A 24,162-nucleotide genomic window follows, 5' to 3' on the forward strand; every position below is an offset into this window, starting at 1 on the left:
GCCCTTCGTCGGGGCGCTCACCATGGAGTCGCCCACCGACGCCGACGACGAGGTCGCCTCGTGGATCGCCGCGGGAACCCCGCCGATCTACTTCGGGTTCGGCAGCATGCCGGTGGGCTCGCTCAAGGATCTGGTCACCATGATCGGCGGGGCCTGCGCGGAGCTGGGCGAACGGGCGTTGATCTGTTCGCGGGCGCAGGACACCGGCGTCCCCGATTTCGACCATGTGAAAGTTGTGGCGGCGGTGAACCACGCCGGGATCTTCCCCACCTGTCGTGCGGTGGTGCACCACGGCGGGTCGGGCACCACGGCCGCCGGGTTGCGCGCCGGCGTCCCGGCGCTGATCCTCTGGATCACCTCCGATCAGCCGATCTGGGCGGCCCAGATCAAGCAGCTGAAAGTCGGTTCGTCCCGGCGGTTTTCCAGCACCACCCGCAAGACGCTGGCCGCCGACCTCAGGTCGGTGCTCGCGCCGGCGTATGCCGCCCGGGCCCGCGACATCGCCTCGCGGATGACCAAACCCGCCGAGAGCGTCGCCACCGCCGCCGACCTGCTGGAAAAAGCCGCTCGAGGCGAAGGTTTCGGCTGATGTCGGAACGACCCGCGGGGTCGCACGGGCCAAGGTACGCTCCGGGTGTGTCCCTACTGATCACCGTGCCGGTTTACGGGCAGCACGAGTACACGCACGCGCTCGTGGTGGATCTGGAGCGCGAGGGCGCCGACTATGTGATCGTCGACAATCGCGGCGATTACCCGACCGTCGGAGATGAACGCGTCATCACGCCCGGCGGCAACCTCGGCTGGGCCGGCGGCAGCGAACTCGGATTCCGAACGGCGTTCGCGGAGGGCTACTCCCACGCGATGACGCTCAACAACGACACCCGGCTCTCGCGGGGATTCGTGGCCGCGCTGCTCGACCCGCGGCTGCCCGCGGACGCCGGAATGGTCGGCCCGATGTTCAACATCGGCTTCCCCTACGCGGTGACCCGTGATGTTCCGGATGCAGCGAGCTACGTTCCGCGGCCCCGGTATCGGGTGGTGCCCGCCATCGAGGGGACGGCGCTGGTGATGTCCCGGGAATGCTGGGACGCCGTGGGCGGGATGGACCTCGACACTTTCGGCCGCTACGGGTGGGGGCTCGACCTCGACCTCGCGCTGCGGGCGCGAAAGGCCGGATTCGGCTTGTACACAACGGAAATGGCGTACGTCAACCATTTCGGGCGCAAGACCGCGAACGCCCACTTCGGCAGCCGGTCGTATCACTGGGGCTCCAGCTGGGCGATGATTCAGGGGTTGCGCAAGACGCACGGATGGCCCGCCGCCATGGGGATCCTGCGCGAGATGGGGGCGGCGCACCGCCGCAAGTGGTACAAGTCGTTCCCGCTCGTCCAGCGCGACGCGGCCACTACGCCGTAGGGCCGCCGGTCATTTCACACGCCGACGCGGACGGTCTGCTCCAGCAGATCGGCGGCGGTGGCGACGCCGACGGCGGGCCTGGTCATTCGCGGGGCGATCTCGCGCGCCCGGGCCACGCAGTCCGGCGCCAGGATCTTGCGGAGCCGGCGGACCAATGATTTGCGGGTGATACGCGAAAGTTTCTTGGCGGAACCCACATTCAGCCGCTTGACCTGAGTGGCCCAGATGAACTGGTCGGCCACGTCCCACAGGATCAACGTCGGGAGCCCGGCGCGCAGGCTGGCCGCCGTGGTGCCCGCGCCGCCGTGGTGGACGGCCGCGCGGCAGGCGGGCAGGATCGTCGAGTAGTTGACGTGGCCGACCAGCTTGACGTCGGGACGCGGCTCGAAATCCTCGCCGCCGGAATAGATCAGGGCCCGTTCGCCCAACTCGGCGCAGGCGTCGGCGATCATGGCCACCGTCTCCGTGGGGGACTGGACCGGCGTGCTGCCGAAACCGAAGTAAATCGGCGGTTTTCCCGCGGCGATCCAGGACGCGACCTCGTCATCGGTGTCCGCGCCCAACTCCAGCGTCAGCGCACCCACGAAGGGCCGCTTGCCATTCCATTCCGCCGCGAGCCCCGGGAAAACCGCCTCGTCGTAGGCCTGCAGCTCCAGCGTTCCGGCTTCGGCCATCCGTTGCCACGCCGAAACCGTCGTCGGCGGCAGACCCAGTTCCCGGCGTTGCGCGTCCTCCTCCGCCTTGGTGATGCGCGAGTACAGCCACCAGCCGGCCGTCAGTGTCGTGCGGACCACGGGCGCCGGTGACGGCAGGAAGGGGACACCGAGCTGACCGTTGACCCGCACCGGGAAGTGATGCAGCCCTGCGACCGGAATGTCGTAGTACTCGGCGACATTCGCGACCACCCCGTGGTAGGTCTGGCCCGTCACCAACAGGTCGGCACCGTCGGCCAGCGCGGTGAGCGTCCGGCTCATCTCCGCCCAGCCCTCGACGAAAAGCGCTTTCAGGTCGCGGACGAAGCGCGCCGGATTCTGCACCTTGAAGGCGTTGTGGGTGAAATCCGCGACGGCCACCACCTGCTCCCGCGTGTCCGGCCCATAGCACACGGCGGGCACGCCGGCGGCCTCGACGAAGTCAACCAGGTTGGGCGGCACCGCCATTCGCACATCGTGTCCACGGCGCCGCAGCTCCGCACCGACGGTGGCGCAGGGCTCGACATCGCCGCGGGTCCCGTGGGCCGCCAGAACGAACTTCATCGACGGAGCTCAGCCTTTCACTTCATCCCCACGCGGGATGAAGCGCTTTGGAGCCTACCTGGCTACGCGAACCGGCGCCGCCGCCAGCTTGCCGGCGACCACCCGCTCGAACACGGACTTCATCTGCTCCGTGAAGCGCATCACGGACTCGCGTGCGATCGGGTTGTTCGGGTAGGACACCATGATCGAGACCTCGTCGAACAGCCGGAAGACCGTCGAGTACATGTACGCCGGGCTCCGGCCATCGGTGAACGCCGTCGCATTGACGCCATCCAGCGCCGTGGCGACGATGCCCGACAGGGGAGGCAGGCCCGCGTCCATGTAGCTCATCATGGTGAACTGGGGTCCGTGCCGGCGCAGCCAGGGCGCCAACTCCAGCACCTTGTCGAACGGCACGTTGGCCAGGTCCATGTTCGCGTCGAACGACGCCTGGGCCGCGCGGGCGGTGTCCTCGAACGAGTTCGGGTCGACCGGAACCGTGAAGGGCACCACACCGGTGAACCAGCCCACCGTCATGAAGTCCGCCGGGCTCTTGCGCTTGTCGGTCGGCGTGAGCCCGTAATACGTTTCCGCGCCGGTCAATTCGTACTGAGCCAGGGCCGCGCAGGCGAACAGGCCACCGCTGAACCGCGCTCCCGCCTGCTGGCAGAGGGCTTCGAACTGGGCCGTCTGCTCGGGGCCCAGCAGCCGCTCCACATGGGTGTCCCCGCCGCACGGGATCGACTGGTCACCCAGCGGCAGCGGGAAGTCGGGCAGGGTGCCGCCGTTGGCCTCGGCGAAGGCGATCCACTTCTTCACCTCCGGGGATTCCAGCGTCATACCCGACACGCAGGCCTGCTCCCGCATGCAGAAGTCGTCGTAGCTGGCCGCCGGCGGCAGCGTGACGGGCGCCTTGCCCTCGAGAAGCGCGTTGTAGTTCATCACGATCTCGACGTACAGCCCGGCGATCAGCATCGGGTCGCAGTGCAGGTGGTCGACGACCGCGTACAGCGCGAAGCGGTCGTCGTACTGAATGACGCCGAACCTGAAGCAGTCCCACTGCAGCGGGTCGGGCGTGGCCAGCACGTGGTCCCGCCACTCCAGCTGCGTCATCGGGCCGTATTCCTTCGCGACGAAGTTGATGTCGCGGGGGTTCTTCAGCGTGTGCCGGATGATGTTCTTCTCATCCGTGTATTCGAACCAGCTGTGATACGTCGCGTGGCGCCGAAGGTGGGCGTTGATGACGTAGGTCATGGCGCGAATGTCGCAGCGGCCGGGCACCTCCCAGGAACCCATGACCGCACGCGAATAGTCGAGGCCCCGCTCCCCGAACTCGACGAACCCGCGAAGGTGACCCGCCTGCATGGAGCTGGGCGGCACCGGGCTCACCGGCGCCTGCCGAGCCTTCGCGGCGCAGCCCGGCGTGGGTTCCCACGTCACGACCGATCCCGAGCCCGGGTCCCAGTCGTAGGCGTTGCCAACTCGCAGGCTGTCGTGCTCAGAGCCTCCACCTATGAACACGTTTCCCTCCTTAATACCGGCCTAGCAGTGCTGTCGACTTTGACGTAGGAACCTCTTTCACGCGGGCGCAGCAGCGTTTTCCTCCTGGGGCGCCAGCTTGTGGAACAGGTGATCCGCCAAACCCCGCACCGTGGTGATGTCGGCAGAGGTGATGCGTACCCCCGTTTGGGCCTCGATGTGGGTCCGCAGTTCGAGGTTGCCCAGCGAGTCCAGGCCGTACTCGGACAGCGGGTGGTCCACATCGATGTTGCGGCGCAGGATGAGCCCGATCTGCTCGGAGAGCAGACGCCGCAGCCGGGTCGGCCACTCGTCGAGCGGCAGGTCAGCCAGCTCGGCGCGCAGTTTGCTTGAACCCGAACGCTTTTCGCCCGCGGACTTGAACATCTCGAGGAACTTGCTGCGTTCCGCGAAGGACGCGATCCACGGTGTCCCGATCAGCGGGCTGTAGCCCGTGTACGCGCGGTCGTGGCGCAGCAGCGCCTCGAACGCGTAAGCACCCTCGTCGGGCGCGATCGCCGCGCCGCTGCCTTCCGCGAAGTCGGCGCCGCGGCCGATCTCGCCCCAGGCGCCCCAGGCGATCGCCGTGGCCGGCAGGCCCTGGGCGCGTCGCCAGTAGGTGAAGGCGTCCAGCCAGCTGTTGGCCGCGGCGTAGGCGCCCTGGCCCGGCGAGCCCAGCAGTGCGGCCGCGGAGGAGAACAGGCAGAACCAATCCAGGTCCGCTTTCTCAGACTGGCCAGCGGTGGCCTCGTGCAGGTTCCACGCGCCGTACACCTTGGGCGCCCAGTCGCGGTCGATCAGCTCGTCGGTGATGTTGGTCAAGGTGGCGTCCTCGACCACCGCGGCCGCGTGCAGCACGCCACGCAGCGGCAGCCCGGTGGCCGTCGCCGTGGCCACCAGCCGCTGCGCGACGTCGGCCTGGGCGATGTCGCCGCACTCCACGATCACGTCAGAACCTATCGCTCGGACGAGCTCGATCGTTTCAAGCGCCTTCTGCGACGGCTCGGAACGCGAGGTGAGCACGATCCGGCCCGCGCCCGCGGCGGCCATCTTCTCGGCCAGGAACAGGCCCAGGCCGCCGAGACCGCCGGTGATGATGTAGGAGCCGTCCTTGCGGTAGACCGGCGCCTGCTCCGGCGGCAGCACCACGCTGCTGCGCCCGGCCCGCGGGATGTCCAGGATGAGCTTGCCGGTGTGTTCGGCCGCGCTCATCACGCGGATCGCGGTGGCCGCCTCGGCCAGCGGGTAGTGCGTGCTCTCGGGCATCGGCAGCACGCCCTCGGCCGTCAATTTGTAGACGGTGCTGAGGATTTCGCTGACCTGCTGCGGGTGGCTGACCGACATCAGGCCGAGGTCGACGCCCCAGAACGCGAGGTTGCGACGGAATGGGAAGAGGCCCAGCTTGGTGTCCCCGTAGATGTCGCGCTTGCCGATCTCGACGAACCGGCCGCCCAAAGCGAGCAGCTTGATCCCGGCCAGCTGCGCCGCGCCGGTGACGGAGTTGAGCACGATGTCAACGCCGTAACCGTCGGTGTCGCGACGGATCTGGTCGGCGAACTCGACGCTGCGGGAGTCGTAGACATGCTCAATTCCCATGTCGCGCAACAACTGCCGACGCGCCTCGCTGCCGGCCGTGGCGAAGATCTCGGCGCCCGCGGCCGCGCTGATGGCGATCGCCGCCTGCCCCACACCGCCGGTCCCGGAGTGGATCAGCACCTTGTCACCGGACCTGATGCGGGCCAGATCGTTCAGGCCGTACCAGGCGGTGGCGTGCGCGGTGGTCACCGCGGCCGCCTGCGCGTCGGTCAGACCCTCCGGCAGCGTGGTCGCCAGGCGCGCGTCGCAGGTGACGAACGTGGCCCAGCAGCCGTTGGGGGACATGCCGCCGACGTGGTCGCCCACCTTGTGGTTGGTGACGTCGGGCCCGACGGCCGTGACCACGCCGGCGAAGTCCGTGCCCAGCTGCGGCAGGATGTTGTCCAAGCTCTGGTACCGGCCGAACGCGTTGAGCACGTCGGCGAAGTTGATGCTCGACGCGGTGACCGCCACCTCGATCTGCCCGGGACCCGGCGGGACCCGGTCGAACGCGGCGAACTCCATCGTCTGCAGGTCGCCGGGCGTGCGGATCTGCATGCGCATTCCGTCGCTCTCGTGATCCACGATGGTGGTCTGCCGCTCTTCAGGACGCAGCGGAGTGGGGCACAGGCGCGCGATGTACCACTCGTCGTTGCGCCAGGCCGTCTCGTCCTCGCCGGGACCTGTTGTCAGCAGCTGGCGCACGACCTGCTCGGCGCCGGTCTGCTCGTCGACGTCGATGTGGGTGGTGTGCAGGTGCGGGTGCTCGGAGCCGATCACCCTCAGCAGCCCGCGCATCCCGCCCTGGTCGAGGTTGGGCACATCCTCCGACAGCACCTTCTGGGCGTTGCGGGTCACCACGAACAACCGCGGCGACTCACCCTGAAGCTCGGGGAGCTCGCGGGCGATGCGGACCAGGTGGTGGACGTATTCCCCACCGCGCACGGCGCTTTCGTCGTCCGGGTTGCCGTTCTTCGGCTCGGTGAGCACCACCACGCCGGCGTAGCCGCCCTTCTCGACCTCATCGCGCAGCCGCTCGGCGATGGCCGGGTGGTCGGCCCGCGACGGCCAGGACAGCGTGGTGCAGTCCGCCTCGTGCAGCTTCATCGCGTCGGTGAACGCCGTCGCGACCAGGTCGGCCGCGTCGGAGGTGCTGACCAGCAGCCAGGCCCCGGTCTCGGTGGCGGGCACGTCGGGCAGCTGCCGCTGCTGCCATTCCACGGTCAGCAGCCGCTCGGCCATCACCCGGGCGCGCTCGCCGCTCGGCGAGACGCCGGTGCCCATCTGCAGCCCGCGCACGGTCAGCAGCACGGTGCCCTGCTTGTCGAGAATGTCGAGGTCGGCCTCGACGGATCCGCCGGACGCCGCGGTCACCCGTGAGTAGCAGTAGCGGGCGCTGCTGACGGACCCGTGGACCCGCAGCTCGCGCACGCCCAGCGGCAGGAGCAGGCCGCCCAGGCTGGCGTTCGCCACGCTCGGGTGCGCAGCGACCGACTGGAAGCACGCGTCGAGCAGCGCCGGGTGCACGCCGTAGTTGGTCTGCTGCGTGCGGATCACGCTCGGCAGCCCGATCTCGGCCAGCACCGTGGTGCCGGTTCCCTCGGCGGTGTGCGCGGCGGCCAGCCCGGTGAAGGCGGGGCCGTACTGGATGCCGCACAGGTCCATCGCGTCGCGAAGGTCGTTGCCCTCCAAGCTGCTCGGGTGCGCCGCGAGCAGGGCCTCGATGTCCAGCGCGGCGGGGCGCTCGTCGTGGTCGGCCTCCTTGAGCACCGCCGACGCCCGCCGTGCCTGCACGCCGTCCTCGTTGGTTTCCACGGCGAAGGTGAGCGCGCCGGGAGCCTCGGCGGTCGCGGTGAGGCTGATCTGCGTCTCCTCGTCGAGCATCAGCATCTGCTCGAAGCGGACGTCGCGAACGGCGGAAGCCTCGCCGAACACGGTGCGGGCCGCGGCCAGCGCCATCTCGCAGTAGGCCGCGCCCGGCAGCGTGGGGGTGCCGTGGACCTGGTGGTCGGCCAGCCAGGGCAGCGCGGCGGTGCCGATCTCGGCCTGCCACACGTGGCGCTCCGGCTCTTCGGGCAGGCGCACGTGCTGGCCCATCAGCGGGTGCACCGCGACGCTGGAGGCCAGCGCGCGGGAGCTGTGGCCCTCACGGCTCAACAGCAGCGAGCGGTGCGTCCAGGCCGCCAGCGGGGCGTCCACCAGGTGGCCGGCCGGGTAGAGCACGGAGAAGTCGACCGTGGCGCCCGTGCTGTACAGGTCACCCAGCAAGCCGAGCAACCCGTGCGGCAGCGGCTGCTCGCGCCGCATCGCGGCGAGCGCGGCCACCGTCATGTCCAGGCTGCGGGCGGTCTGGTCGACCGCGTGGGTCAGCAGCGGGTGCGGCGACAGCTCGCCGAAGACCCGGTAGCCGTCCTCCAGCGCCGCCTGCACCGCCGCGGAGAACCGCACCGTGTGGCGCAGGTTGTCCACCCAGTAGTTGGCGTCGCAGTAGGGCTCTTCGCGCGGGTCGAACGAGGTGGCCGAGTAGTACGGCACCTCCGGGGTCAACGGCTCGATCTCGGCCAGCACGTCGTACAGCTCGTCGAGGATCGGGTCGACCTGCGGCGAGTGCGACGCCACGTCGACGGCCACCTCGCGGGCCATCACCTCGCGCTGCTCCCACACCTCCACCAGCTCGCGGACGGTGTTCGTTGCGCCGCCGATGACGGTGGACTGCGGCGAGGCCACCACCGCCACCACGGCGTCGTTGACACCGCGGGCCATGAGTTCCGAAAGCACTTGCTGCGCAGGCAATTCCACCGACGCCATCGCGCCCGAGCCGGCGATCGTCGTCATCAGCCGCGAGCGGCGGCAGATCACCCGCACGCCGTCCTCGAGCGACAGCGCCCCGGCGACGACGGCCGCCGCGGACTCACCCATCGAGTGGCCGATCACCGCACCGGGGGAGACCCCGTAGGACTTCATCGTGGTCGCCAGCGCAACCTGCATGGCGAAGATCGTGGGCTGCACGCGGTCGATGCCCGTCACCTTCTCGGGCGCGGTCAGCGCCTCGGTCACCGAGAAGCCCGATTCGTGGGCGATCAGCGGCTCGATCTCGGCGATGGCCGCCGCGAACGCGGGCTCCTTGGCCAGCAGGTCGGCGCCCATGGTGGCCCACTGCGAACCCTGACCGGAGAACACCCACACGGGGCCGCGCTGCTCCTGGCCCACGACTTCCTGGAAGAGGGCGTCGCCGCCGGCGACCTCGCGCAACGCCGCCAGCAGCTCCGGGGTGTCGCCGGCCAGCACCGTGGTGCGCACGGAGCGGTGCCCGCGCCTGCGCGCCAGCGTGTAGGCCAGATCCGGTGCCGACACGTCCGTCGCCCGCGCCTCGACCCACTCGGCGAGCCGGGCGGCGGTCTCCCGCAGCCCGTCGGCCGAGGTGGCCGACAGCGGGAACAGCAGCGTGCCGTCGCGGCGGGCCCTGGTCGCCGCCCCGTTGCGGGAAAGCGGCTCGGGGGCCTGCTCGACGATGGCGTGCACGTTGGTGCCGGAGATGCCGTACGCCGACACCGCCGCGCGTCGCGGCTGCCCGCCGTTCAGCGGCCACGGCGTATTCTCTTGCGGCACAAACAATCCGGTGTCGATCCGGGCCATCTCGTCGGGCAGCGCCTCGAAGTGCAGGTTCTTGGGGACCACACCATGCTGGACGGACAGGACCGCCTTCATCACGCCAAGCGCGCCGGCGGCGGCTTGGAGGTGCCCGAAGTTGGTCTTCGAGGCGCCGAGCACGCAGGGGTTGCCGATGCCGTATACCTCGGCGAGGCTGCCGTATTCGATCGGGTCACCGACGGGGGTGCCGGTGCCGTGCGCCTCGACCATGCCGACGGTGCCGGCATCCACGCCCGCCGCCGCGAGGGCGGAGCGGTACACCGCCGCCTGCGCCTCGCCCGACGGCATCGCGATGTTCGGCGTGTGGCCGTCCTGGTTGGCGGCAGTGGCGCGAATCACACCCAGAATCCGGTCGCCGTCCCGCTGAGCGTCGGTCAGGCGCTTGAGCAACAGGACCACGCAGCCCTCGCCGGAGACGAAGCCGTCGGCCTTGACGTCGAACGCGTGGCAGTGCCCGGTGCCCGACAGCATGCCGCCCGCCGACGCGGAGGCGGACCTGCGCGGCTCCATCATCACGTTGACGCCGCCGGCGAACGCGAGTTCGCTCTCGCCGTCGTTGAGGCTGCGGCAGGCCTGGTGGATGGCGAACAGGCCGGACGAGCAGGCGGTGTCGATCGTGACCGCGGGGCCGTGCAGGCCGAGCGCGTAGGAGACGCGCCCGGAGGCCATGCAGGAGATGGTGCCCGGGTTTCCGTAGGGTCCGTCGAAGGCGTCGGTGGCGGCGTGAACGAATTGGTAGTCGCCGTAATTCAATCCGACGAAAACGCCCGTTTCCCCGGCGATGGTGTCCTTGGTGAGGCCGGCATGTTCCATGGCCTCCCACGCGGTTTCCATGAGCAGCCGGTGCTGCGGGTCCATGGCCGTGGCTTCTTTTTCGGTGATACCGAAGAACTCGGGGTCGAAGTCACCGACGTTGTCGAGGAAGGAGCCCCACTTGCAGACGGAACGGCCAGGCACACCCGGTTCGGGGTCGTAGTAGTAGTCGACGTCCCAGCGCTCGGCCGGAATCTCCTTGACAAAGTCGTCACCGCGCAACAACGCTTCCCAAAAGAGGTCAGGGGAGTTGATGCCCCCGGGCAGCCGGCATGCCATCCCGATGACGGCGACCGGAGTAACGCCTGCCTTATCCACTGTCCTTCACCTCTCCTTGCCTATCCACAAGTTCCTATCACTGCTGCTCGCTCTTATCAGAGCTTCGAGAAATCTCGCCGAATTTTTTTGCGCGAGCTAGCAACTCCGCGAGCAACACGCAAACAACCCACCGACCCCCGCAATCGAAGCCCGCCTTATCAACGTGGCGCGATCAGCAGCGTAGCGGCTCGCCCCGAACCGCGTGGAAAAATCGTGCGAACGTACAAAAATTTAACAACGCCCGACCCATCGTCGCTGACAGGAAGCTCGAGGCACCGAGCGTTCACATACTTTTCGCACGAAAATTGGCCGTGACAGTGAACTCTAGTCGAGCCAGAGGCGCTGTGCCGCAACTGCTCCGGCGACGTGCGGACCTGCGTGGCAAACCAGACCATGCGCGTTGTCACCACCGCGGCGGCCGGGCAGCATGTTGTCGCCCGACCCGGAATGGCCGCGGCGGAAACCAAATTGGGCACCCCGATGCGCTGCATCGGGATGCGTAATCCCGCCATAGTAGGGGCTATTGGGAAAGCCCGCAGGGAAATCGCTGAAATCTTTAAGATTGCAAGTTAAGTCCCGATTAAAAGTCGGCGGATTCGTCCCGCGCGGGGATATGCCGGTGGTCCGAACGGTCGCCTGGCCCGAGGGCGGCGCAGTTATCTGGCGGGACGGCCGGGTTGTCCGCATTCGCGGGCGGTGGACCGTGGTGGGCGTATGCGACAGGGGCCCAGAAGCATTCGGTTGGCCAGTGCGCTCGTGGGGTTTGCCCGCACCGCACGGCGTCGGCTGCGAGGCCCGCGGGGTTCGGCCTTGACGTTGCGGACTTTTCGCCGGCGCTCCCGCCGGGCGAAAGCCGCCTGGCGCGGCGCGCCGCTGGCTACGATGGCCGGTGAACGTGAGGTGTCTCACAAGCGCACGGAGTGTTCGCACCATGACCGCACCCATCGGGCAAGCCCGGGTCCCCAGATTGCCGCTCGACGAGGCCAAAGCCGCCGCCGACGAAGCCGCGGTGCCCGACTACATGGCCGAGCTCAGCATCTTCCAGGTGTTGCTGAACCATCCGACACTGGCGCGCGCCCTCAACGACCTGCTCGCCACCATGCTCTGGCACGGCGCGCTGGACCCGCGGTTGCGCGAGCTCGTCATCATGCGGATCGGCTGGCTCACCGCGTGCGACTACGAGTGGACCCAGCACTGGCGCGTGGCGTCGCTGTTGGGCGTGAGCCCCGACGACATGCTCGGCGTGCGCGACTGGCAGCGGCATGAGGGCTTCGGGCCCGTTGAGCGCGCGGTGCTGGCGGCCACCGACGACGTGCTGCGCGACGGCGCCGTCAGCGCGGACAGTTGGGCCGCCTGTTCGCGCGAATTACACGGCGACACAACGGTTCTCATCGAGCTCGTCACCGCGATCAGCGCGTGGCGAATGGTCGCGTCGATCCTGCACAGCCTCCAGGTTCCGTTGGAAGAGGGGGTGTCCAGCTGGCCGCCGGACGGCCGGTCGCCTCACGATTGACTTATCGGTCGCCTAACTCTTAGCGTCGGGCAATGCGAACCAGGGTCGCCGAAATGCTGGGGGTCGAATTTCCGATCTGCGCCTTCAGCCACTGCCGCGATGTTGTGGCCGCGGTCACCAATGCGGGCGGGTTCGGGGTGCTCGGGGCCGTCGCGCACAGCCCCCAGCGTCTGCAGAACGAGCTGACCTGGATCGAGGAGCAGACGGGCGGCAAGCCCTACGGGGTCGACCTGCTGCTGCCACCCAAGTACGTCGGCGCCGAGCAGGGCGGAATCGACGCCCAACAGGCCCGTGGGCTGCTGCCCGAGGAGCACCGCGCGTTCGTGGAGGACATCCTGTCCCGCTACGGCGTCGCGCCGCCCGCCGAGGAGCCCCGGGCCTCGTCAGGCGGCCTCAACATCTCGCCCAAGGGGTACGAACCGCTGCTGGACGTCGCCTTCGCCCACAACATCCGGCTGATCGCCAGCGCGCTCGGGCCCCCGCCCGCCGACCTCGTCGAGCGCGCCCACCAGCACGACGTCCTGGTGGCCGCGCTGGCGGGCACCACCGGCCACGCGCGGCGGCACGCGGCCGCGGGTGTCGACCTGATCGTCGCGCAGGGCACCGAGGCCGGCGGCCACACCGGCGAGGTGGCGACCATGGTGCTGGTGCCCGAGGTGGTGGATGCCGTCGCGCCGGTTCCCGTCCTGGCCGCCGGGGGGATCGCCCGCGGCCGGCAGGTGGCCGCGGCCCTGGCGCTGGGCGCCGAAGGGGTGTGGTGCGGATCGGTGTGGCTGACCACCGAAGAGGCCGAGACGGTTCCCGTCGTCAAGGAGAAGTTCCTGGCGGCGAGCTCGTCGGACACCGTGCGATCCCGATCGATGACCGGCAAGCCGGCGCGGATGTTGCGCACCGCCTGGACCGACGAGTGGGCCCGCCCGGACACTCCCGATCCCCTCGGCATGCCGCTGCAGACCGCCCTCGTCACCGGCGCGCAGGTGCGTATCAACCAGGCCGCCACCCATCCCGGTTCCGAGGCGCGCGAGCTGGCCACCTACTTCGTCGGCCAGGTGGTCGGCTCGCTGGACAAGGTGCGCCCGGTGCGCTCGGTGGTGCTGGACATGGTGGAGGAGTTCATCGACACGATCGGCCGGCTCGACGGTCTGGTCGATACGTGACCGGCGCCGCGCGGCGCCGCCGCGTGGTCAGCGCCGATTTCGTGGCGGCGCGGGTGTTGGAACGGGCCGACCCTGGCTGAATGCTGTGTGCGCGCGTAATAAACGCATAAAGATTGAGTGACAAGGCGCACACCGCGTTGACCGGGTCATAGCCGTCGTGCATGATCGGTCGCGTATGCACCTCGTTAGGTGAGGCGTCTACACGAATACAGGCCACTGACCCCGAACGTCCAAAGACGCCCCGGGTCAGGACAGCTCCTCCCGGCTTAAGGGTTGAGCCCAGGTGGCTTCCGGAATATCGGACACGTCGTGTAGTGCCAAAGCTCTGACGAGAGGGGTGCGGATCTCCGGCGGTCGCCGGTTTCTGGACTCCTTGTGGTGCGCGTGGATCGTGCGGACAACCGCACGCGTCGTGACGTCGAGGAGGTGAGGGACGTATGAGTTCCAGCGACAGTCCGGATCGAAGTCCGGGCGGTGTTCCGTCCCGATCCGACCTCCGGCGCGAAGTTCGCGGCTAGCCAATCGCCTTCGCGGCCAAGCACTCTCGGATCGGAACCACAACGGGATGGGACACGTCAGTCCAATCAGCGCTCGTTTGGGATTCCCGCCAGGAGGCGATCATGACCGCAGTTCTGCACGACGAAGTAGTAACCGTAGCGCCCGCCCGCAAGCTGACGGTGGTGCGCGACGCGACCCCGGCCCCCGCCCCCAAGAAGGCCGTGCGCCGGGCCGAGAGCCGGACCATCGTCATCAGCGACCCGCTGGTGGACGGCGCCGCGCACTTCTTGGCCGTTGGCGTGCGTCACGTGTACGCCGCCCTGTGGCGGGCCGGTGTGCTCGAGGTCCGGGCGTAGTGGGCACCATCGATGCTCCAAGGGGCTACCCGGCCGCAGGTCTTGCCTGAGGCCAGGTGGCCCCTTGGAGTGCGGCATCCGTAGAATCGCCGCAGTGGCATCGATCCGGCGATCACCGGGGAGCCTTCGGAAGAACGGCCGGCACGGCTCAGTAGAACCGAACGGGTAGGCCCGTCACAGCCTGCATCGAGCGGTCGCGCGACAGCGCGGCAAGCGGGGTGGTACCGCGGCGCTCGCGCACCGTGCGCGTCGTCGTCCCCGGCCAGAGCAGGACGGCCACAGGAGACGACACACATCGTGACCGAGAACGCTGACGTCGGGGCGTATCCGAAGCCGGGGGCGCCGGACTTTCCGGCGCTCGAGCTGCACGTCCTCGACTACTGGGCCCGCGACGACACCTTCCGGGCCAGCATCGCCCGCCGCGACGGCGCCCCGGAGTACGTGTTCTACGACGGGCCGCCATTCGCCAACGGGCTGCCCCACTACGGCCACCTGCTCACCGGGTACGTCAAGGACATCGTCCCGCGCTACCGCACCATGCGCGGCTACAAGGTGGAGCGCCGCTTCGGCTGGGACACCCACGGGTTGCCCGCCGAGCTCGAAGTCGAGCGCCAGCTGGGCATCAACGACAAATCGCAGATCGACGACATGGGCATCGCCGCGTTCAACGAGGCCTGCCGCGAATCGGTGTTGCGTTACACCGACGAGTGGCAGGCCTACGTCACGCGGCAGGCGCGCTGGGTCGACTTCGACAACGACTACAAGACGCTCGATCCGTCCTACATGGAGTCGGTGATCTGGGCGTTCAAACAGCTGTGGGACAAGGGCCTGGCCTACGAGGGCTACCGGGTGCTGCCGTATTGCTGGCGCGACGAAACCCCGCTGTCCAACCACGAATTGCGGATGGACGACGACGTCTACCAGAGCCGCCAGGACCCGGCGCTGACCGTGGGATTCAAGGTGGTCGGCGGGGCGTTGGATGGGGCCTACCTGTTGGTGTGGACCACCACCCCGTGGACCCTGCCGTCGAACCTTGCGGTGGCCGTCAACCCCGAGGTGAGTTACGTGCAGGTACGGGTGGGGGAGCGGCGGTTCGTGCTGGCCGAGGCCCGGCTGGCCGGCTATGCCCGCGAATTCGGTGAAGAGCCCGAGGTGCTCGGCACGCTTTCGGGCGCCGAGCTGTTGGGCATGCGCTACCTGCCGCCGTTCCCGTATTTCATGGACAGCCCCAAGGCTTTTCAGGTGCTGGCGGGCGAGTTCGTCACCACCGAGGACGGCACCGGGATCGTGCACATGGCGCCGGCCTACGGCGAGGACGACATGGCGGTCTGCGACGCGGCGGGCATCGCGCCGGTGACCCCGGTGGATTCCAAAGGCCGCTTCGACGCGACCGTCCCGGACTACCAGGGGCAGCGGGTCTTCGACGCCAACCCGAACATCATCCGGGATCTGAAGAACGGCACCGGCCCGGCGGCGGCGAACGGCGCGGTGCTGGTCCGCCACGAGACGTACGAGCACCCGTATCCGCACTGCTGGCGGTGCCGCAACCCGCTGATCTACCGGGCGGTGTCGTCGTGGTTCGTCGCGGTCACCGAATTCCGGGACCGCATGGTCGAACTCAACCAGCAGATCACCTGGTACCCCGAACACGTCAAGGACGGCCAGTTCGGCAAGTGGCTGCAGGGCGCCCGGGACTGGTCCATCTCGCGAAACCGCTACTGGGGCACGCCAATTCCGGTGTGGAAGTCCGACGATCCCGCCTACCCGCGCGTCGACGTCTACGGCAGCCTCGACGAGCTGGAGCGCGACTTCGGGGTGCGGCCCACCAATTTGCACCGGCCCTACATCGACGAGCTGACGCGGCCCAACCCCGACGACCCCACCGGCCGCAGCACGATGCGGCGCATCCCCGACGTGCTCGACGTGTGGTTCGACTCGGGCTCGATGCCGTACGCCCAGGTGCACTACCCGTTCGAGAACGGCGAGTGGTTCTTGGGTGGGGTGGCGGGAGAGCCCGAAGCCCACTACCCGGGCGACTTCATCGTCGAGTACATCGGCCAGACCCGCGGCTGGTTCTACACGCTGCACGTGCTTGCCACCGCGCTGTTCGACCGTCCCGCGTTCAAAACCTGTGTGGCGCACGGGATCGTGCTGGGTTCAGACGGCCAGAAGATGAGCAAGTCGCTGCGCAACTACCCGGACGTCTCCGAGGTGTTCGACCGCGACGGCTCCGACGCCATGCGGTGGTTCCTGATGGCCTCGCCGATCCTGCGCGGCGGCAACCTGATCGTCACCGAGCAGGGCATCCGCGACGGCGTGCGCCAGGTGCTGCTGCCCTTGTGGAACGCCTACAGCTTCCTGGCTTTGTATGCGCCGAAAGTCGGTGCCTGGCGCACCGATTCGACCAATGTGCTGGACCGCTACATCCTGGCCAAGCTGGCCGAGCTGCGTGCGGACCTGACCGAGTCGATGGAGACCTGCGACATCTCCGGGGCCTGCGAGCAGCTGCGCCAGTTCACCGAGGCGCTGACGAACTGGTATGTGCGACGGTCGCGTTCGCGGTTCTGGGAGGAAGACGCCGACGCCATCGACACCCTGCACACCGTGCTGGAGGTGACGGCCCGGTTGGCGGCGCCGTTGCTCCCGTCGGTCACCGAGATCATCTGGCGGGGGTTGACGTCCGGGCGTTCGGTGCACCTGACCGACTGGCCCGACGCGGACGCCGTTCCAGCCGATCCCGATCTGGTCGCCGCGATGGACCAGGTGCGGGAAGTATGCTCGGCCGCGTCGTCGCTGCGCAAGGCCAAGAAGCTGCGGGTGCGCCTGCCGCTGCCGAAACTGACCGTGGCGGTTGAGAATCCGCGGCGGCTGGAGCCGTTTGTCGACCTGATCGCCGACGAGCTCAACGTCAAGCGCGTCGAGCTCACCGACGCCATCGACACCTACGGCTCCTTCGAGCTCACCGTGAACGCGCGGGTGGCCGGGCCGCGGCTGGGCAAGGATGTGCAGGCTGCCATCAAGGCGGTGAAGGCCGGTGCGGGCGTCGTCAACCCCGACGGCACCCTGACCGCGGGCCCCGCCGTGCTGCAGCCCGACGAGTACAGCTCCCGCCTGGTGGCGGCCGACCCGGACTACACCGCCGCGCTGCCCGACGGGGCGGGGCTGGTGGTGCTGGACGGCACGGTGACCCCCGAGCTGGAGGCGGAGGGCTGGGCCAAGGACCGGATCCGCGAGCTGCAGGAGCTGCGCAAGTCGACCGGGCTGGACGTGTCCGACCGCATCTCCGTGGTGATGTCGGTGCCCGCCGAGCGGGCCGACTGGGCGCGCACGCACGCCGACCTCATCGCCGGGGAGATCCTCGCGACGAGCTTCGAGTTCGGCGAGCCCGCCGACGGCGCGGAGATCGGCGACGGCGTCCGGGTGACGATCGCCAAGGTGTGACCGCCTGACCGCGAAAGTGCAACTAGCGACGCGTTTCCCGAGTAGCGGCGTCGGCAGTTGCACTCTCGCGCTGTGTCGGGGGGCGATGGCAGTCTGCGCCCATGGCACAGGGAACACCATTCATCGGCACGCACGCGGTGGACGCGGGCACATTCACGGAACGCGAGCTGCGACGATCGTGCACGCGGATCTATCGCAACGTCTACCAACCGCGTGGCGGCGCTCTGACCGCCAAAGACAGGGCAGTGGCCGCCTGGCTGTGGTCGGGGAAGAAGGCGGTTGTGGCCGAGAATTCAGCGGCTGCACTTCTCGGCGCGGAATGGGTCGATCCCCAGGCGCCGGCGGAACTCATAAGCGATCGCAAACGTCCGCCGCGGTTGATCGTCACCCGGAACGAGTCGCTGCTGGCCGGGGAGGTCACCATCGTCAACGGCGTCCCGGTCACGGCGCCAGCTCGCACCGCGTTCGACCTGGGAAGGCGCTCCGGGCTGGTTCCCGCCGTCATCGCCGTCGATTCGTTGGCCAGGGCCACCGGCCTTCGGGTCGAAGAGACCGAACCGCTGATCGACGCCCACCGTGGCGCTCGGGGTGTGAGACAGCTGCGACAAGTGCTCGCTCTGGTCGACGCGGGCGCAGAATCGCCACAGGAAACTCGCACCAGACTGGCGATCATCTTCGCCGGCTTACCCAGACCGCAAACCCAAATACCGGTGCATAACGAGTGGGGTGCTGCGCTGGCGCGCATCGACATGGGGTGGGAGCAGTGGCGCGTCGGCGTCGAATACGACGGCGCGCAGCACTGGACCGACCCGCGCATTCGTGCCAACGACATCGACCGTGCGGCTGAATTGGAGCGCAGGGGCTGGCGCATCATTCGGGTCAGTGCCGACTTACTGCGCAATCGACCGGACATCGTCATAGCCCGGATTCGCGAAGCCCTGCGGGCCGGCGGCTATCCCTTCTGACCGCGAAAGTGCAGTTGGCGACACATTTCGCGAGTGAGCCCGTCGGCAGTTGCACTCTCGAGAAAAAAATTTCTGAAAAAAGTGTCCGAGCCATCGGGGGTGGCTGCTCCTACCTGTGACGGCGGCCCAACGGGGGTCGCGACCACAGTTAAGGAACACACCATGAGCACCATCGAAGACTTCCAGTCGATGACCTTCGCCGCCCTCCCGCACGACGACATGACCGTCGCCGCCCGTCCGCACGAGGACCTCACCGTCGCCGAGGCTTGGGCGTCGAGCCCGCTGGGCGACCCCGCGATCGAGGACGGATCCTTGTCCACGCCCGCGGAATTTGCTGACTTTCCGCCCACGACGGTGACCCCGAAGCCGCGCTCGCGAGGAACGAACGCCCTGGTGGCGGGGGCCGTGGTCGCGGCGCTCGGGGCGGTCGCCGGGCTCGGCCTGATGTTTTTCGACGGGTCGGGCTCCAAGGAGCAGAAGCCGGCCGTCGTGGTCCCGAACTCCAGTGTCAGCTCGGTGTCGCCCCAGGCGCCGAGCGCGGTTGCGCCGGCGCCAGTCGCGCCTGCCCCGCCCTCGGCCGCCACTCCTCCCGACGCCGGGCAGGTCTCGCCCGGAACTGCGAGCGGACCCGCGGGCGGTGGGGATGCGCCCGTCGTGATCCTGCCCGCACCCGCGCCGGCGCCCGTCGCGGCCCCGGCCGATCCCGCGCCCCCGGCCGACCCCCCCGCCGCGGCGGACCCGGGCACCCCGCCGTCGGCGCCGTCGGTGACCGTCAATGTCCCGGGGGTGATCCCGGTGCCCATCCCGATCCCGGTCCCGCCGCAGCAGGGTGGTGGCGCTCAGCAGGGTGGCGGTCAGCAGCAGGGTGGCGGCGCTCAACAGGGTGGCGGTCAGCAGCAGGGTGGTGGCGCTCAGCAGGGTGGCGGTCAGCAGCAGGGTGGTGGCGCTCAGCAGGGTGGCGGTCAGCAGCAGGGTGGTGGCGCTCACGGCCCGATCCCGTGCCTTGCATGCCAGCCGCATCCGATCCAGCAGCAGCCGGTCCAGCCACATCCGATCCAGCAGCAGCCGGTCCACCCCCAACAGCCGGTCCACCCGCAACAGCCCATCCAGCAGCAGCCGATCCAGCAGCACCACTGAATTAGCGGAGCATTAGGCGAGGCCGGTCTTCGAGCCGGCCTCGCCGCTATTGGTTCGCGAGCGTAACCCCACTGCGAGAGTCAGGACGAGATTTCGCAGTGGGGTTACGCTCGCGGTCCCCGAGAGCCGGGCGTTACACGCGCGAGCGCAGCGCGCGGCGCGCGTGCGGCCAAAACGGCATGCCCGCCACGACGGTCGCGCCGGTGGCGATGACGCCGACCGCCACGTCGACGCTCTCACGGCCGTCCTGCGCCCAGTAGACGTCCTTGAGGTCCAGCAGCAGGGCCAGCTCGTCGACGATCATCGCGTTCGCGGCACCGAAGGCGACCGCCGCCGCGGGGTGCCGGCGCTGCCTCTCCGATCCGCGCAGCCCCACGCCCGCGACGGTGGCCAGCATCCCGATGCCGATGTTGTAGTGATGAAAGTGCCTGCCGCCCAACGATATACCGCCACCCGATGGTCCGTGGCCGGCGCGGATCCAGTGGGTGAGCCCGCGCAGCCCGGCGAACGTGAGCGTGAACGACGCCCAGGCCAGCACGGTGGCCTGCTCACCGGGTTGCAGGCGCTGCTCCCACTGGTGGCGCAACCGCCCCCAGCGGGACACCGGTTCGGCCTGCGCGTCCATACCCCTGGACGTTAGACCAATAGCATCTGCAGTTGTGGAGTCCCGCTGGGTGCTGCACCTGGACATGGACGCGTTCTTCGCCTCCGTCGAGCAGCTCACCCGACCGACCCTGCGGGGACGGCCGGTGCTGGTCGGCGGGCTGGGCGGCCGCGGCGTGGTGGCCGGCGCCAGCTACGAAGCCCGGGTGTTCGGCGCCCGCTCGGCCATGCCGATGCATCAGGCCCGCCGGCTGATCGGCGTCACCGCGGTGGTGTTGCCGCCCCGCGGCGTGGTCTACGGGGTGGCCAGCCGCCGGGTGTTCGACGCGGTGCGCAGCCTGGTGCCCGTCGTCGAGCAGCTGTCCGTCGACGAGGGCTTCGGCGAGCCGCCGCAGCTGGCCGGGGCGCCGGCCGAGGAGGTCGAGGCGTTCTGCGAGGGTTTGCGGCGGCGCATTCGCGACCAGACCGGCCTGATCGCCTCCGTCGGCGCGGGCTCGGGCAAGCAGATCGCCAAGATCGCCTCGGGGCTGGCGAAACCCGATGGCGTGCGGGTGGTTCGGCGCGCCGAAGAACGACCGCTGCTCGGCGGGTTGCCGGTGCGGCGGCTGTGGGGCATCGGCCCCGTCGCCGAGGAGAAGCTCAACCGGCTCGGCATCGAGACGATCGGCCAGCTGGCCGCGCTGAGCGACGCCGAGGTGGCCAACATCCTGGGCGCGACGGTCGGGCCGGCGTTGCACCGCCTGGCCCGCGGCATCGACGACCGCCCGGTCGCCGAGCGCGCCGAGGCCAAGCAGATCAGCGCCGAGTCGACCTTCGCCGTCGACCTGACCAGCCTCGAGCAGCTGCGCGACGCGATCGACCCGATCGCCGAGCACGCGCACCGGCGCCTGCTGCGCGACGGCCGCGGCGCCCGCACCGTCACGGTGAAGCTGAAGAAGTCCGACATGAGCACGCTGACCCGCTCGGCGACGTTGCCCTACGCGACGGCCGAGGCGGGCGCGCTGGTCGCGGTGGCCCGGCGGTTGCTGCTCGATCCGCGCGAAATCGGGCCGATTCGCCTACTGGGCGTGGGGTTTTCGGGGTTGAGCGACGTCCGGCAGGAGTCGTTGTTCCCGGACCTGGAGCTGGCGGGGGAGACGCCAGAGGAGCAAACCGCGGTGACCGCGACCGAGGCGATGTTCGCCCCGGCCCCCGAGGAGGCGTCGCCGTGGCGGGTGGGAGATGACGCGGGGTGGCGGGTGGGAGATGACATCGCCCACCGCGAACTCGGTCACGGCTGGGTGCAGGGCGCCGGCCACGGAGTGGTGACGGTGCGGTTCGAGACCCGCGGTTCCGGCCCGGGCCAGGCGCGCACGTTTCCGGCCGACACGGGCGACCTGCGCGCCGCCAACCCCGTCGACTCCCTGGACTGGCCGGACTATCTCGGTGGCCTGCAGGCCGACGCGCTGCTAACCCCAGCGGTCGATGACGTCGGCGACGGGTAGCCGCGCGGCCAACGCGGCCATCAGCAGCACCCGGGCCTGCGGCGGGCGTAGCCGCGGCACCACCACCGCGCCGGCGGCCGCCATCTCGTGGCCGGGGCCGTAACTCGCGCCGACCCGCCCGCCGGGGACGCGGGTGGACACCGCGATGACCACGCCGGCGCCGCAGTGCCGGCGCACCCCCTCGACGACCGCGGCCCCGGCGTTGCCGGAACCCAGCGCCTCCAGCACGACGCCTCGGGCGCCGGCGGCCACGCAGGCGTCCAGCGCCACCGAGTCACTGCCGAGGTAGGCCGCGACGATGTCGACCCGCGGCGCGCCGGCGGCGCCGAGCTCGCCGAGGTACGGCCGGGTCTTGGCGCCCGTCAGCGTCACCCCGCCGCGCACCGTGCCGATCAGTTCGCCGGCGAAGCCGCTCAGGTCGTCGGTGGCCACCTTGTGCATGCCCAGCGGCTGCAGCACCCGGCCGGCGAAGCACACCAGCACGCCCAGGCCGCGGGCGGCCGGGCTGGCCGCGACCGCCAGCGCATCGCGCAGGTTGCCCGGACCGTCGGCGTCGGGGGCGTCGGCGCTGCGCATGGCCCCGGTGAGGACGACCGGGACGTCGCCCGCGTGGGTGAGGTCGAGCCACAGCGCGCTCTCCTCCATGGTGTCGGTGCCGTGGGTGATGACCACCCCGTCGGCGCCGTCGTCGATCGCGGCGCGCACGGCGCCACGGATGCGGTCCCAGTCGGCCGGCGTCAGCTCCGAACTGTCGAGGGACAGCAGGTCGACGACGCTGACGTCGAACGTTCCGCTGAGGGGCGCCGTGAGGTCCGCGCCGGTGTAGGCCGGTCGGCGCACCCCGTCGGCGCCTGTGCCGGTCGATATTGTGCCCCCGGTGGCGATGACGGTGAGGCGGGCCCTCGAATTGGGCTCCTTCGAATTGGGCACAGTGGCATCATCGCGCACGTTCGGGTTGGGGGATGATGGTGACGTGCCCGACGAATTGACCGGACCGGCCCCGGAGGTGGCCGAACCCGAACCCGCACCGGCCAGGGCGCCGCGGCGGCTGCGCCTGCTGCTGTCCGTCGCCGCGGTGGTGCTGACGCTGGACATCGTCACGAAGGTGCTCGCCGTCAAGCTGCTGCCACCGGGCCAGCCGGTGTCGATCATCGGCGACACGGTGACCTGGACGCTCGTGCGCAACTCGGGCGCGGCGTTCTCGATGGCCACCGGCTACACCTGGGTCCTGACCCTGATTGCGACGGGCGTGGTGGTCGGCATCTTCTGGATGGGACGACGGCTGGTGTCGCCGTGGTGGGCGGTCGGGCTCGGGATGATCCTCGGCGGCGCCATGGGCAACCTCGTCGATCGCTTCTTCCGGTCGCCCGGCCCGCTGCGCGGCCACGTCGTGGACTTCTTGTCGGTCGGCTGGTGGCCGGTGTTCAATGTCGCCGACCCGTCCGTGGTCGGCGGGGCGATTCTGCTGGTGGTTCTGTCGATCTTCGGCTACGACTTCGACACCGTGGGCCGGCGTAAACCCGACTCCGATAACCCCCGCAAGGCCGACCAGCGTTGACCGAACGTTCGATGCCCGTCCCGGAGGGACTGGCGGGCATGCGTGTCGACGCCGGGTTGGCGCGCCTGCTGGGGCTGTCGCGCAGCGCCGCGGCGGCGCTGGCCGAAGGCGGCGGCGTCGAACTCGACGGGGTGCGGGCGGGCAAGTCCGACCGCCTGGCCGGCGGCGCCTTCCTGCACGTGCGCCTGCCCGAGGCGCCTGCCCCGCCGGAGAACACGCCCGTCGACATCGAGGGCATGACGATCCTGTATTCCGACGACGACATCGTCGCGGTGGACAAGCCCGCCGCGGTGGCCGCCCACGCGTCGGTGGGCTGGACCGGTCCGACGGTGCTCGGCGGTTTGGCCGCCGCTGGTTACCGGATCACCACCTCCGGCGTGCCCGAGCGGCAGGGGATCGTGCACCGCCTCGACGTCGGCACCTCCGGGGTGATGGTGGTGGCGTTGTCCGAGCGCGCCTACACCGTGCTCAAGCGGGCGTTCAAACAGCGCACCGTCGACAAGCGCTATCACGCGCTGGTGCAGGGACATCCGGATCCGTCCAGCGGGACGATCGACGCCCCGATCGGGCGGCACCGCGGCGGTGAGTGGAAGTTCGCCGTCACCAGGGAGGGGCGGCACAGCCTCACCCATTACGACACCATCGAAGCCTTCGCCGCCGCCAGCCTGCTCGACGTGCACCTGGAAACCGGTCGCACCCACCAGATCCGGGTGCACTTCTCCGCGCTGCATCACCCGTGCTGCGGCGACCTCGTCTACGGGGCGGATCCGGTGCTGGCGAAAAGGCTTGGGCTGGAACGGCAATGGCTGCACGCGCGCTCGTTGTCCTTCACCCACCCGGCCGACGGCAGGCGGATGGAGATCGTCAGCCCCTATCCGCCCGACCTGCAGCACGCGCTGGACGTGCTGCGCGCGGAGGGCTGAT

General features: G+C 69.6%; 16 protein-coding genes and 1 riboswitch. Of the genes, 11 read left to right on the forward strand and 5 right to left on the reverse strand.

Annotation, left to right across the window (positions count from 1 at the left end):
* On the forward strand, positions 1-589 hold a 589-nt coding region (locus tag A5705_RS21680; RefSeq protein ID WP_369829617.1), incomplete at its 5' end, for a glycosyltransferase.
* Positions 589-1,416, forward strand: coding sequence for a glycosyltransferase family 2 protein (locus A5705_RS21685; protein WP_068279955.1), 828 nt, complete (start codon positions 589-591; stop codon positions 1,414-1,416). The genes A5705_RS21680 and A5705_RS21685, both read left to right, overlap by 1 nt.
* Positions 1,417-1,430: 14 nt before the next feature.
* On the opposite strand, the gene A5705_RS21690 is transcribed toward A5705_RS21685, so the two are convergent.
* Genes A5705_RS21690 through pks2 form a run of 3 tightly spaced genes read right to left on the reverse strand, consistent with a single transcriptional unit; the run spans position 1,431 to position 10,526 of the window.
* The gene (locus tag A5705_RS21690; protein WP_068279957.1) at positions 1,431-2,672 is read right to left on the reverse strand and encodes a glycosyltransferase; all 1,242 of its coding nucleotides are present in this window, start codon (positions 2,670-2,672) and stop codon (positions 1,431-1,433) included.
* A gap of 54 nt (positions 2,673-2,726) precedes the next feature.
* Positions 2,727-4,172: a condensation domain-containing protein gene (locus A5705_RS21695; RefSeq protein ID WP_067874544.1), complete on the reverse strand. Its 1,446-nt coding sequence runs from the start codon at positions 4,170-4,172 to the stop codon at positions 2,727-2,729.
* 57 nt (positions 4,173-4,229) lie between these two features.
* Entirely contained in the window at positions 4,230-10,526 is a 6,297-nt protein-coding gene (gene pks2, locus A5705_RS21700; RefSeq protein ID WP_068279959.1) for a type I polyketide synthase, read from the reverse strand.
* Positions 10,527-11,469: 943 nt separating this feature from the next.
* Between pks2 and A5705_RS21705 the strand changes: the two genes are divergently transcribed.
* The 6 genes from A5705_RS21705 (at position 11,470) to A5705_RS21730 (ending at position 19,593) form a co-directional block, all read left to right on the forward strand.
* Entirely contained in the window at positions 11,470-12,039 is a 570-nt protein-coding gene (locus tag A5705_RS21705; RefSeq protein WP_156763194.1) for a carboxymuconolactone decarboxylase family protein, read from the forward strand.
* Between the two features lie 32 nt (positions 12,040-12,071).
* The gene (locus A5705_RS21710; protein WP_067874535.1) at positions 12,072-13,196 is read left to right on the forward strand and encodes a nitronate monooxygenase family protein; all 1,125 of its coding nucleotides are present in this window, start codon (positions 12,072-12,074) and stop codon (positions 13,194-13,196) included.
* Positions 13,197-13,370: 174 nt separating this feature from the next.
* Positions 13,371-13,540: riboswitch (M-box (ykoK) riboswitch) on the forward strand.
* A 276-nt stretch (positions 13,541-13,816) separates the two neighbouring features.
* Positions 13,817-14,050, forward strand: coding sequence for an Rv1535 family protein (locus A5705_RS21715; RefSeq protein ID WP_067874532.1), 234 nt, complete (start codon positions 13,817-13,819; stop codon positions 14,048-14,050).
* 297 nt (positions 14,051-14,347) lie between these two features.
* On the forward strand, positions 14,348-17,491 hold the full coding sequence (ileS, locus tag A5705_RS21720; RefSeq protein ID WP_068279964.1) for an isoleucine--tRNA ligase: 3,144 nt from the start codon (positions 14,348-14,350) through the stop codon (positions 17,489-17,491).
* 101 nt (positions 17,492-17,592) lie between these two features.
* The gene (locus tag A5705_RS21725) at positions 17,593-18,456 is read left to right on the forward strand and encodes a DUF559 domain-containing protein (protein ID WP_067874526.1); all 864 of its coding nucleotides are present in this window, start codon (positions 17,593-17,595) and stop codon (positions 18,454-18,456) included.
* A 162-nt stretch (positions 18,457-18,618) separates the two neighbouring features.
* Positions 18,619-19,593, forward strand: a complete 975-nt coding sequence (locus A5705_RS21730) for a hypothetical protein (protein WP_068279967.1) — start codon at positions 18,619-18,621, stop codon at positions 19,591-19,593.
* Positions 19,594-19,726: 133 nt separating this feature from the next.
* On the opposite strand, the gene A5705_RS21735 is transcribed toward A5705_RS21730, so the two are convergent.
* The gene (locus tag A5705_RS21735) at positions 19,727-20,218 is read right to left on the reverse strand and encodes a hypothetical protein (protein WP_068279969.1); all 492 of its coding nucleotides are present in this window, start codon (positions 20,216-20,218) and stop codon (positions 19,727-19,729) included.
* Between the two features lie 49 nt (positions 20,219-20,267).
* On the opposite strand from A5705_RS21735, the gene A5705_RS21740 reads away from it, so the two are divergent.
* Positions 20,268-21,680, forward strand: coding sequence for a DNA polymerase IV (locus tag A5705_RS21740; RefSeq protein ID WP_197517027.1), 1,413 nt, complete (start codon positions 20,268-20,270; stop codon positions 21,678-21,680).
* Here A5705_RS21740 and A5705_RS21745 read toward each other — a convergent pair.
* Complete coding sequence (locus A5705_RS21745; protein ID WP_068280042.1) at positions 21,645-22,610, reverse strand: asparaginase; 966 nt, start codon at positions 22,608-22,610, stop codon at positions 21,645-21,647. The genes A5705_RS21740 and A5705_RS21745 overlap by 36 nt on opposite strands.
* 43 nt (positions 22,611-22,653) lie before the next feature.
* On the opposite strand from A5705_RS21745, the gene lspA reads away from it, so the two are divergent.
* Positions 22,654-23,238: a signal peptidase II gene (lspA, locus tag A5705_RS21750; RefSeq protein WP_067882681.1), complete on the forward strand. Its 585-nt coding sequence runs from the start codon at positions 22,654-22,656 to the stop codon at positions 23,236-23,238.
* On the forward strand, positions 23,235-24,161 hold the full coding sequence (locus A5705_RS21755) for an RluA family pseudouridine synthase (protein ID WP_082956621.1): 927 nt from the start codon (positions 23,235-23,237) through the stop codon (positions 24,159-24,161). The genes lspA and A5705_RS21755 overlap by 4 nt, the downstream gene beginning before the upstream one ends.
* Position 24,162 lies beyond the last annotated feature (1 nt).

The organism is Mycobacterium sp. E787 (genome assembly GCF_001668725.1).
Lineage (GTDB): Bacteria > Actinomycetota > Actinomycetes > Mycobacteriales > Mycobacteriaceae > Mycobacterium.

Coding starts and splice junctions, on each gene's coding strand:
- A5705_RS21685 (WP_068279955.1), top strand. CDS start 589: ATGTCGGAACGACCCGCGGGGTCGCACGGGCCAAGGTACGCTCCGGGT.
- A5705_RS21690 (WP_068279957.1), bottom strand. CDS start 2,672: ATGAAGTTCGTTCTGGCGGCCCACGGGACCCGCGGCGATGTCGAGCCC.
- A5705_RS21710 (WP_067874535.1), top strand. CDS start 12,072: ATGCGAACCAGGGTCGCCGAAATGCTGGGGGTCGAATTTCCGATCTGC.
- A5705_RS21715 (WP_067874532.1), top strand. CDS start 13,817: ATGACCGCAGTTCTGCACGACGAAGTAGTAACCGTAGCGCCCGCCCGC.
- A5705_RS21725 (WP_067874526.1), top strand. CDS start 17,593: ATGGCACAGGGAACACCATTCATCGGCACGCACGCGGTGGACGCGGGC.
- A5705_RS21730 (WP_068279967.1), top strand. CDS start 18,619: ATGAGCACCATCGAAGACTTCCAGTCGATGACCTTCGCCGCCCTCCCG.
- A5705_RS21735 (WP_068279969.1), bottom strand. CDS start 20,218: ATGGACGCGCAGGCCGAACCGGTGTCCCGCTGGGGGCGGTTGCGCCAC.